The following is a 9,998-nucleotide window of genomic DNA, read 5'->3' on the forward strand; positions in this document are numbered from 1 at the left end:
GCCCGTACCTGAAGTGATCCGGCGGAGAGGGGGCGGAGCGGGAAATCCGCCCCCTTTTCGCCATGTTCAAGTCAAGATTCTGTTACATGAACGGGCTTGTCGGACAGAAGCCTTCCCTCCGCCCCGCCCGTCTGGGATCTTGCGTCCACCCCACACATCACACGGCCCGGCCGGCGCCACCCGCGCCACCGGGCCATCGGAGGACGCATTGTTTTCCCACATACCCGGCCGGATGAGAATCGCGGCGATCGCCCTCGGTACGACCCTGGCGCTCGCGGGCCCGGTCTCGCTCGCCCAGGCCGCCCCGGTCGACAACGAGCCGCTGGCCGCCTTCACCGCGAACGCCCGGACCGCGCAGGAGGCGCCGGCCGCCTGGGCCGCCGGCACCCGCGCGTACCTGGTCATCACCGCTCCCGGTGACACCACCGCGGTCCGCAACGCCGTGGCGGCCAACGGCGGTTCGGTCTTCTCCTCCTTCGACGCCATCGGCGTGGTCGTCGCCCACTCGACCTCCGCCTCCTTCGCCTCGACCATGCGTGGCGTCGCGGGCGTGCAGAAGGTCGGCGCGACCCGCACCTCGGACGTCCCGGCCGACGCGTACAACCCGGCCCTCCCGTCGAACCCGGCGCAGTCCGCGGCCCCGACGACGGAGCCGGTCCGCTCGGACATGACCCAGATCAAGGCCGACCAGGCGTGGGCCGTGAACCCGGGCTCCGCCTCGGTCAAGGTCGGCATCCTGGACACCGGCGTCGACGACCAGCACCAGGACCTCGCGCCGAACTTCAACGCCGCCGACTCCGTCTCCTGCGCCTACGGCAAGGCGGACACCCGCGCCGGCGCCTGGCGCGACGTCGACCAGCACGGCACCCACGTCGCCGGCACGGTCGCCGCCGCCAAGAACGGCAAGGGCGCCATCGGCGTCGCACCGGGCGTCAAGATCTCCTCGGTGCGCATCGCCGAACCCGGCTCCACCCTGTTCTTCGCGGAGAACACCATCTGCGGCCTCGTCTGGGCCGGCGACCACGGCTTCAAGGTCACCAACAACAGCTATTACACGGACCCGTGGCAGTTCAACTGCCCGGACAACCTGGACCAGGCGGCCATCCTGGAGGGCGTGGGCCGCGCCCAGGCGTACGCCGAGTCCAAGGGCTCGCTCCAGGTCGCGGCGGCCGGCAACTCCAACGTGGACCTGGCCAACAAGACCACCGACTCGTCGAGCCCCAACGACTCGACGCCGGTCAACCGCACCATCACCAACGCCTGCCTCGACATCCCGGCGGAGCTGCCGGGCGTCGTCACCGTCTCGGCGAACGGCACCAGCGGCACGTCGAAGGCGTCGTTCTCCAACTACGGCAGCAACGTCATCGAGGTCTCGGCCCCCGGCGAGTCCGTGTACAGCACCGTCCCCGGCGGCAAGTACTCCTCGCTGAGCGGCACCTCCATGGCCTCCCCGCACGTGGCGGGCGTCGCCGCGCTGCTGGCCAGCGCCAACCCGGCGTACACCCCGGCGGACATCCGGGCCAAGCTCGGCGAGCACGCCACCGACCTGGCCTGCCCCTCGGATGCCCGCTGCACCGGCACCACGGCGAAGAACAGCTTCTTCGGCGAGGGCCGCGTCGACGCGCTCAAGGCCGTCGGCGGCTCGACCCCGCCGCCCGGCGCGTACTTCGAGAACCTGACCGACGTGACGATCTCCGACAACGCCACCGTCGAGAGCGCGATCACCGTCGGCGGGGTGACCGGCAACGCGCCGGCGACCCTCAAGGTCGGCGTGGACATCAAGCACACCTACATCGGCGACCTCAAGGTCGACCTGGTCGCCCCCGACGGCTCGGTCTACACCCTGCACAACCGGACCGGCAGCTCCACCGACAACATCGTCCAGACCTACACCGTCAACGCCTCCGCCGAGGTCGCGAACGGCGTCTGGAAGCTCCGCGTGAACGACAACGCGAACGCGGACACCGGCCGGATCGACGCCTGGAACCTGACCTTCTGACGGTCGGGCAGCCTGGCTGATCCCCCTCACCGGCACCCCGAAGGGGCCGGAGCGGACCCGCTCCGGCCCCTTCGGCATGTCCGGCGGCATGTCCGGCGGAGAAATCCCGTACCGAGGGGTAGCCCGCACGACCCCCTTGCTATACGTTCCGTCTAACAAGCTTGCTAGACGCGATGTCTAACAAGAGGGACCCGAGCCGACCGCGTGACCCAAGGAGCCGCAACGATGGCCAGCAGCACCGTGCGCCCGGACAACCACGACCACGACGACGTCGCCGAACGGCTCCTCCGGTCGGCCGCCAAGCTCAGCTACGACCCCGCCGTCGAGGTCGACTGGGACACCCCGCTCGACAAGGGCTTCCACGGACAGAGCCCCGAGTGGAACAGCCTCTACGGCACCGCCTACTGGCACGAGATGACCGAGGAGCAGCAGAAGGAGCTGACCCGCCAGGAGTCCGCCTCCGTCGCCTCCACCGGCATCTGGTTCGAGATGATCCTCCAGCAGATGATCCTCCGGGACATCTACCGCACGGACCACACCGACCCCCGCTTCCAGTGGGCGCTCACCGAGATCGCCGACGAGTGCCGCCACTCGATCATGTTCGCCCGCGGCTCCCAGAAGCTCGGCGCCCCCGCCTACCGGCCCAAGCGCTCCGTCATGGAACTCGGCAGGGTCATGAAGACCGTCGGCTTCGGCGAGGCCGCCTACGCCGGCATCCTCGTCGCCGAGGAGGTCCTCGACGTCATGCAGCGCGACTGGATGCGCGACGAGCGGGTGGTCCCCTTCGTCCGGACCATCAACAACATCCACGTCGTCGAGGAATCCCGGCACATGAAGTTCGCCCGGGACGAGACCCGCCGCCACCTCGCCCGCGCCGGCCGGACCCGCCGCCACCTCCAGGCGCTGATCGTCGCCATCGCCGCGTACTACATCATCACCAGCCTCGTGCACCCCGAGGTGTACGTCCGGGCCGGCCTCGACCCCGAGCGCGCCCGCCGAGAGGCCGCCGCCAACGAGCACTACAAGGCCCAGCTCCGCGCCAGCTGCTCCGGCCTCATGGAGTTCCTCGGCGACGTCGGCATGCTGACCCGCCCCGCCGTCTTCTTCTACCAGCGCGCCCACCTCCTCTGACCCCGACCCCGACGAGCCGAGCCGAGCCGCCGCCATGACCTACGCGATCACCCAGACCTGCTGCTCCGACGCCACCTGCGTCGCCGTCTGCCCGGTCAACTGCATCCACCCGACGCCCGAAGAGCCGGACTTCGGCACCACCGAGATGCTCTACATCGACCCGAAGAGCTGCATCGACTGCGGGGCCTGCGCCGACGCCTGCCCGGTCGACGCGATCTTCCCGGTCGACCGGCTCACCGGACCGCTCAAGCGGTACGAGGCGGTCAACGCCGCCCACTACGAGGGCCGCGACCCCGCCCCCGTCCTCGCCTCCCCCACCTTCCACCCCTGGGGCGAGCCGTCCTTCGCCCGCTCGCTGCCCTCCGACTTCGCCCCCCTCCGGGTCGCCGTCGTCGGCACCGGCCCGGCCGGCATGTACGCCGCCGAGGACCTGCTGCTCCACACCAACGCCGAGGTCACCCTCATCGACCGGCTCCCGGTCGCCGGCGGCCTCGTCCGCTACGGCGTGGCCCCCGACCACCCCGGCACCAAGGGCGCGGGCGACACCCTCGCCCGCTTCCACACCCACCCCCGGGCCACCGTCCGGCTCGGCGTCGAGATCGGCCGGGACGTCACCGCCGAGGAACTGGCCGCCCACCACGACGCGGTCGTGTACGCGGTCGGCGCCCCGTCCGACCGCCGCCTCGGCATCCCCGGCGAGGACCTGCCCGGCAGCCTCGCCGCGACCTCCCTCGTCTCCTGGTACAACGCCCACCCGGAGACCGCGCCCGGCGCCGTCGCCCTCGGCGCCACCGAGCGGGTCGTCGTCGTCGGCACCGGCAACGTCGCCCTCGACGTGGCCCGCATCCTCGTCTCCGACCCCGCCGCCCTCGCCGGCACCGACATCGCCGACCACGCCCTCGCCGCCCTGCGCGACTCCCGGGTCCGCGAGGTGGTGCTGCTCGGCCGCCGCGGCCCCGAGGACGCGGCGTACACCGCCTCCGAACTCCTGGCCCTCGGGCACCTGCCCGGCGTCGACCTCGTCGTCGACACCCACGACCCCCGGATCGCCGAGGCCATCGACACGGCCGCCCCCGGCGACAAGGCCGCCCTCCTCAAGGACACGGCCCGCGAGGCGGTCGACTGGGCCGGCGACCCCGGGACCGGCCGCCGCCGGATCGTCCTCCGCTTCCACTCGGCCCCGGAATCGGCCCTCGGCGAGGACGCGGTCCGCGCCGTCCGCGCCGGCGGCCCCGGAGGCGGCGTCGACATCCCGGCCGGCCTCCTCGTCCGGGCCATCGGCTACCGGGGCGTACCGCTCGCCGGGCTCCCTTTCGACGAGACCACCGGCACCGTCCCGCACACCGCCGGCCGCGTCGAAGGCATGACCGGCACGTACGTCGTCGGCTGGATCAAGCGCGGCCCCTCCGGCGGCATCGGCGCCAACCGCGCCTGCGCGGCGGAGACCGTCGGCAGCCTGCTCGCCGACGCGGTCGACGGGCGTCTCCCGAAGCCGTCGGGCTCCGCGCACTCCTTCACCCGCCTCGCCCGCGGCCGCGCCGGGCGGCTCGTCGACGCCCGCGGCCTCGCCGCCATCGACCGGGCCGAACGCGCCCGGGGCGCCGCGACGGGCCGGCCCCGCGTCAAGCTCGCGACCGTCCCCGAACTGGTCGCGGCGGCCCGCCGCGGCCGGCTCCGCGGCCCGGTGGGCTGACCCCGACGGGGTGCGCGGAGAAGACGCACCCGGGCGGAAGGCATACGGGGCGGGCGCGGGGGCACTCGCCCCGTATGAGCACCCCAGGCGGCGTCCCGCACGACGACGGACGCGGAGAGAGCCCCGCCCAGCGCGCGGACCGCCGCTGGAACGAACTCCTCCAGGAACTCCGCGTCGCGCAGACCGGCACCCAGATCCTGTTCGGCTTCCTCGTCGCGGTCGTCTTCCAGCCGCGCTTCGCGGAACTGGGCTCGACCGACCGGCTCATCTACGTGGTCACGGTGTGTCTGGGAGCGGCGACCACGGGTGCGCTCGTCGCGCCTGTGGCGGTGCACCGGCTGGTGGCCGGGCGCCGGCTGAAACCGGAGGCGGTGTCCTGGGCGGGGCGCCTGACGCTGGTGGGCGTGGTGCTGCTCTACCTGACGATGGTGTCGACGTTCCTGCTGATCATGCGCATGGTCCTGGACGACGGGATCGCGCTGTGGCTGGTCGTCGTGATGGCGCTCTGGCTGGCGCTCTGCTGGTTCATGGTCCCGTTCATCGCCCGGCGCAGCGGCACCAACGGCAACGGCGGCGGAAACGGCGACGGCGGGAACGACAAGGCGGAGGACGGCTTCGGGCCGTGGCCGCGCTGAGGGTCCGGCCCGGGACGGCGGGCCGGCGGAACGCGGCGGATCAGGCCGCGACCGGGAGCGGACGGCGCAGCACGATCGCGTTCAGCCCGACGGAGAACGGCGCCGTGTCCGTCAGACCGAGCCCGAGCACCTGCTCCTTCGGCAGCTCGACGGTGACGTCCACGCAGAACGCCAGCGCGTGCAGCGCGTCGCCCGAGCTCTCGTCCTGCAGCGCGAAGAAGAGGTCCCGGTAGTAGCGGGTGCGCTGCCCGGACTCCTCGTAGAACTTCAGACCCGGCTCGTCCACCGCCTCACCGAGCCCGGTGAACGCGGCGACCAGCTCCCGCTCCACGGTCCCCCAGAAGCCCGCCTCCGCGCACGCGGCCGGCAGCGCCTGCCGGACGGCCTCCTTCAGCGAGAGCACCATCACGAGCAGCGGCGCGTGCTCCCTGAGGCCCCAGCCGCGCACCATCCGGACGACGGTGCAGTCCGGGACTGCGGCGGCCGCCCGGTGGATGGCCTCGAAGTCGAAATCGACGGTGGCGGGGGCGATCGCCTCCTGGAAGACCCGGTCGATCGACCGGGCCTCGTCGAGGTGGGCGGGCGCCACCTCGATCACGGTCCTGAAACTGGCGGCCAAAGGCTTCTCCTGTTCTCGCCGCCCACCACGGTGGGCGCTCTTGATCGACAGGAGGAGTATGCCGAGGGGCCCGCTCAGCGCCCCCGGCGGGGCTTCCCGCCGCGCCCCGCGGCACCGCCCTTGCCCCGCGCGGGCTTCGCCGGCCGCGCCGGCCTGCCCCCGGCGGCCTTCTTCGCGGGCTTCGGCGCCGACTTCGCGGTCTTCTGGCCCTTCTGGGCCTCCGCCCGCCGCCCCCGGGTGCTGTTGACGGTCCGGCCGCGGACGATCCCGATGAACTCCTCCACCAGGTCGGGAGCCTCCTCGGCCTTCGGCCACGACAGCGCCACCCGCGACTGGGGCACACCGGTGATCGTCCGGTACGTGAGGTCCTTGCGGTGGTGCAGCCGGGCCAGCGACTGCGGCACGACCAGCACGCCGACCCCGGCGGCCACCAGCTCGATCGCGTCCGCCGTCGTCTCCGGCCGCTGGAACGCGGGCCGGCCGGGCGGCGCCTCCCAGTCGAGCGTGTCGTCCAGCGGGTGCAGCACCAGCTCCTCCGCCAGGTCCTCCGGGCTCAGCTCCTCGGCCGCGGCGAACAGGTGGTCCTTCGGCACCACCACCACACTGGTCTCCTCGTACAGCGGGATGGCGCTCAGGTCCTCGCCGTCGACCGGCAGCCGCAGCAGCGCGGCGTCCGCGGCACCCTCCCGGAGCATCCCGAAGGACTCGCCGGGCGTCACCTGGAGGAGCGTGAGACGGACGTCGGGCAGCCGCTGCTCCCAGATCCGCACCCACTTCGAGGGCGTCACACCGGGCACATAGGCGAGCCGGAAGGTCGTGGGGGCCGCGGAGGAGTCAGTCACCCCGCAAGATTACCCGCCGGTCCGCCCCGTCCGCGCAGGTCGGCGGGCGGCCGTGGTCGGCGCACGCCCGTCCGCTCGATACCCTGGACACCATGACGCAGCACCAGAACTCCCAGACGATGAAGCCCGCGACCGCGGCGAAGAAGCTGGGTGTGTACCTCGACGCCACCCCCGCCGACTTCCAGGAGGGCGTCGTCTCGCGCGCCGAGCTCAACGAACTCCAGGCCAACCCCCCGGCCTGGCTCCAGGAGCTGCGCCAGAACGGCCCGCACCCGCGCCCCGTCGTCGCCGCCAAGCTCGGCATCTCCATCTCCGGTCTCGCCCGCGGCGGCGTCACCGAGGCGCTGACCACCGAGCAGATCGAGGCCCTCAAGGCCGAGGCCCCCGAGTGGCTGGTCAAGGAGCGCGCCACCCAGGCCGACGTCCGCAAGGAGAACGTGCGGATCAAGGAGCGCAACGCCCAGCGCGCCGCCGACGAGGCCGCCCGCGCGCAGAACGCCTGACGGACCCGGTCGCCGTCGCCGGTGTGGCGCGGCGCCGGGCGCGGGAGGCATCCCCTCATGAACGAGGTAACCGACCCGCCCGTCGTCGCCGCCGTCGACGGCTCCGAGCACAGCCTCCGCGCCCTCTCCTGGGCGCTGGGCGCCGCCGAGACCATGGGCGCCCCCGTGGTCGTGGTGCACGTCCGCTCCGAGGCGCTCCAGCTGGGCGCGGCCCGCATCGCCTCGCTCGGCACCGAGCCGGAGCTGAAGGACACCGTCCTCGAAGCCGTCCGCACGGTCGTGGAGGAACGCGGGCACACGATGCCGGTGCGGTACGACTCCCTGGACGGATCGGTCACCGACGTCCTGCCGGCGGCGGCCCGGGGCGCCCGCCTCCTGGTGACCGGCTCCCGGGGGCACGGCGGCTTCGCATCCCTGCTGCTCGGCTCCACCGGCCGCGCCCTCGCCGCCCGCTCCCCCTGCCCCCTGGTGGTGGTCCCGCACGAGGCCCGCACCGCGTCCCTGGACAGCGGCCCGGAGGCCGGGCGGATCCTGCTGGGACTGCACCCGGAGGAGACCCCGGACGAGGTGGTGGCCTTCGCCTTCGAGACGGCGGGGCTACGCGGCGTCCCGCTGGAGGCGATGACGGCACTGCCGCTCCCGCCGAACCCGTCCACGCTGGTCGCGGCCCCCTCCCCGGCCTTCCAGATGCCGCCGCCCCTGCCCCTCGCCGACGACACCGAGGACCTCCTCGCGGAGGCCCGGCGCGTCCAGCGGACCCGGCTGCGCCCCTTCGCCGAGCGGTGGCCGGGCGTGGAACTGGTCCGCACGGTGGCGCCGGGCGACGCCGCGGGACTCCTGGTCGACGCCTCCGCCGACGCGGCCCTGCTGGTCGTGGGCCGCCACCACCGGCACCGGATCGCGGAACTCCTGGTGGGCTCGGTGGCGCACGCCGTGCTCCACCACGCCGCCTGTCCGGTGGCGGTCGTCCCGCCGCCCGCCACCGACTGACCCCCCTGTCGGTGACGGCTGGTAGACAGGGCGCATGAGCTCCGACAGGTACGCCTCCGGTCCCGCCGCCGACCCCGCCTCCGCCGCCCGCAACACCCGCCCACCGACCGCGACCGCCGCGCTGGGCGCCGGGATCGTCGTGCTCGACGCCCGGGGCCGGGTCCTGCTCGGCCTGGACCGCTCGGGCGTGTGGGAACTGCCGGGCGGCGGCGTCGAACCGGGCGAGTCGATCGAGGAGGCCGCGGCCCGGGAGCTGGCCGAGGAGACCACGCTGGTCACCGGCGCGGCCGAGGTCGAGGTCCTCGGGCTGCTCCTCGACACGGTCACCTCGCCGGACCTGACGCGGATGACGGCGGCGACGGTCGTCCGCGCCTTCACCGGCACCCCGGAGGTCGCCGAACCGGAGAAGATCCGGTGCTGGGAGTGGACCTCCCCCGACGCGCTGCCGGAGGCCCTGTTCCTGCCCTCCGCGCAGGTCCTGGCCGTGTGGCGGCCCGACCTCGCGCTGCCGCCGGCGCCCTTCCACCGCTACACGCTCGGCCGCCCGTCGTCCTGAGCCGACCGCGCGCCACCGCGCGGGACCGCCGGGGCCTGGCTAGCGTGGGCGTGGACCGCGAAACACCCCATAACGTCATCGATCGGAAGCGAGAGTCACGTCATGGCCGTACGACCTGAAGGCACACCGGTCTGGACCGACGCGATGTTCACCGACGCCGAGGGCGCCAAGACGTTCTACGCCGATGTGCTGGGCTGGACCTTCGGCGAGGCGTCGACGGAGTTCGGCAACTACACCCAGGCGTACAAGGACGGGAAGGCGGTCGCCGCCGTCGTCCCGCCGATGCCCGGCGGGGACGCCCCGCCGCAGTCCGCCTGGTGTCTGTACCTCGCCTCGGACGACGTCGCCGCCACCGCGGAGAAGATCAAGGCGGCCGGCGGCACGGTGCTGATGGAGCCGATGAAGGTCGGCGACTTCGGCTCGATGTGCATCGCCCAGGACCCGGCGGGCGTGGTGTTCGGCCTCTGGCAGGCCGGCGTCCACGAGGGCTTCGAACTCGAAGGGGAGACCGGCTCGTACGTCTGGGCCGAGGTCTTCACCCGCGAGCCCGAGAAGTCCGACGCCTTCTTCACCGGCGTCTTCGGCTACAACGCCAAGAAGATGACCGACGAGCACATGGACTACAAGGTCTTCGACCTCGGCGCCGACCCGATCCTCGGCCGCATGAGGATGACGCCCGAGGACTTCCCGGCGGAGGTCCCCTCCTACATCCAGGTCTACTACGCCGTCGACAACTGCGACCTGGCGGTCGCCGCCGCCGAACGCCTCGGCGGGCGCAAGGTCTTCGGCCCGATGGACAGCCCCTTCGGCCGCTTCGCCGCCCTCCTCGACCCGCAGGGCGCCGCGTTCGCGGTGATCGACGTCCGGACGACCGTCGGCGAGGTACCGCCGATGGAATGAGCCGGCGCCCCCGGGGCGGGGCGCCCGCGCCGGGGGGGCGGCCCCGGGCCCGGGGGGGGGGGCGGCCCCGGGGGCGCGCCGGCGCGCCACCCCCGGTGTCATCCCCCGCTGCGGGGGGCGCGGGGGGGCG

General features: G+C 73.4%; 10 protein-coding genes. 8 read left to right on the forward strand and 2 right to left on the reverse strand.

Annotated features, from left to right (window positions below; translation table 11 throughout):
* Nucleotides 1–232: 232 nt before the first annotated feature.
* From ACFW1I_RS36340 to ACFW1I_RS36355, 4 genes are all read left to right on the forward strand, one after another.
* A complete protein-coding gene (locus tag ACFW1I_RS36340; RefSeq protein ID WP_384678050.1) occupies nt 233–1,999 on the forward strand; it encodes a S8 family serine peptidase in 1,767 nt (588 codons plus the stop codon).
* Nucleotides 2,000–2,224: 225 nt separating this feature from the next.
* Nucleotides 2,225–3,130 carry a diiron oxygenase gene (locus ACFW1I_RS36345; RefSeq protein WP_384678052.1) on the forward strand — a complete coding sequence of 302 codons (906 nt, stop codon included), beginning with the start codon at nt 2,225–2,227 and terminating at the stop codon, nt 3,128–3,130.
* Nucleotides 3,131–3,164: 34 nt separating this feature from the next.
* Nucleotides 3,165–4,823, forward strand: a complete 1,659-nt coding sequence (locus ACFW1I_RS36350) for an FAD-dependent oxidoreductase (RefSeq protein ID WP_384678055.1) — start codon at nt 3,165–3,167, stop codon at nt 4,821–4,823.
* Nucleotides 4,824–4,897: 74 nt separating this feature from the next.
* On the forward strand, nt 4,898–5,458 hold the full coding sequence (locus ACFW1I_RS36355; RefSeq protein WP_384678057.1) for a DUF6328 family protein: 561 nt from the start codon (nt 4,898–4,900) through the stop codon (nt 5,456–5,458).
* Between the two features lie 40 nt (nt 5,459–5,498).
* On the opposite strand, the gene ACFW1I_RS36360 is transcribed toward ACFW1I_RS36355, so the two are convergent.
* Both ACFW1I_RS36360 and ACFW1I_RS36365 read right to left on the reverse strand, forming a co-directional pair.
* Nucleotides 5,499–6,077 carry a Type-2Aa cytolytic delta-endotoxin gene (locus ACFW1I_RS36360; protein WP_384678059.1) on the reverse strand — a complete coding sequence of 193 codons (579 nt, stop codon included), beginning with the start codon at nt 6,075–6,077 and terminating at the stop codon, nt 5,499–5,501.
* 74 nt (nt 6,078–6,151) lie between these two features.
* Nucleotides 6,152–6,919, reverse strand: a complete 768-nt coding sequence (locus ACFW1I_RS36365) for a LysR family transcriptional regulator substrate-binding protein (RefSeq protein ID WP_384678061.1) — start codon at nt 6,917–6,919, stop codon at nt 6,152–6,154.
* Nucleotides 6,920–7,011: 92 nt separating this feature from the next.
* Here ACFW1I_RS36365 and ACFW1I_RS36370 point away from each other — a divergent pair, with 92 nt between their 5' ends.
* The 4 genes from ACFW1I_RS36370 to ACFW1I_RS36385 all read left to right on the forward strand — a co-directional run bounded on the left by ACFW1I_RS36370 (nt 7,012) and on the right by ACFW1I_RS36385 (nt 9,868).
* The gene (locus ACFW1I_RS36370; protein WP_384678063.1) at nt 7,012–7,422 is read left to right on the forward strand and encodes a DUF5997 family protein; all 411 of its coding nucleotides are present in this window, start codon (nt 7,012–7,014) and stop codon (nt 7,420–7,422) included.
* A 57-nt stretch (nt 7,423–7,479) separates the two neighbouring features.
* Nucleotides 7,480–8,412, forward strand: coding sequence for a universal stress protein (locus ACFW1I_RS36375; RefSeq protein ID WP_384678065.1), 933 nt, complete (start codon nt 7,480–7,482; stop codon nt 8,410–8,412).
* Nucleotides 8,413–8,446: 34 nt separating this feature from the next.
* Entirely contained in the window at nt 8,447–8,968 is a 522-nt protein-coding gene (locus ACFW1I_RS36380) for an NUDIX domain-containing protein (protein WP_384678067.1), read from the forward strand.
* A gap of 102 nt (nt 8,969–9,070) precedes the next feature.
* On the forward strand, nt 9,071–9,868 hold the full coding sequence (locus tag ACFW1I_RS36385) for a VOC family protein (RefSeq protein WP_384678069.1): 798 nt from the start codon (nt 9,071–9,073) through the stop codon (nt 9,866–9,868).
* The last annotated feature ends 130 nt before the right edge of the window (nt 9,869–9,998 follow it).

This window comes from Streptomyces sp. NPDC058955, from assembly GCF_042741435.1.
GTDB lineage: Bacteria > Actinomycetota > Actinomycetes > Streptomycetales > Streptomycetaceae > Streptomyces.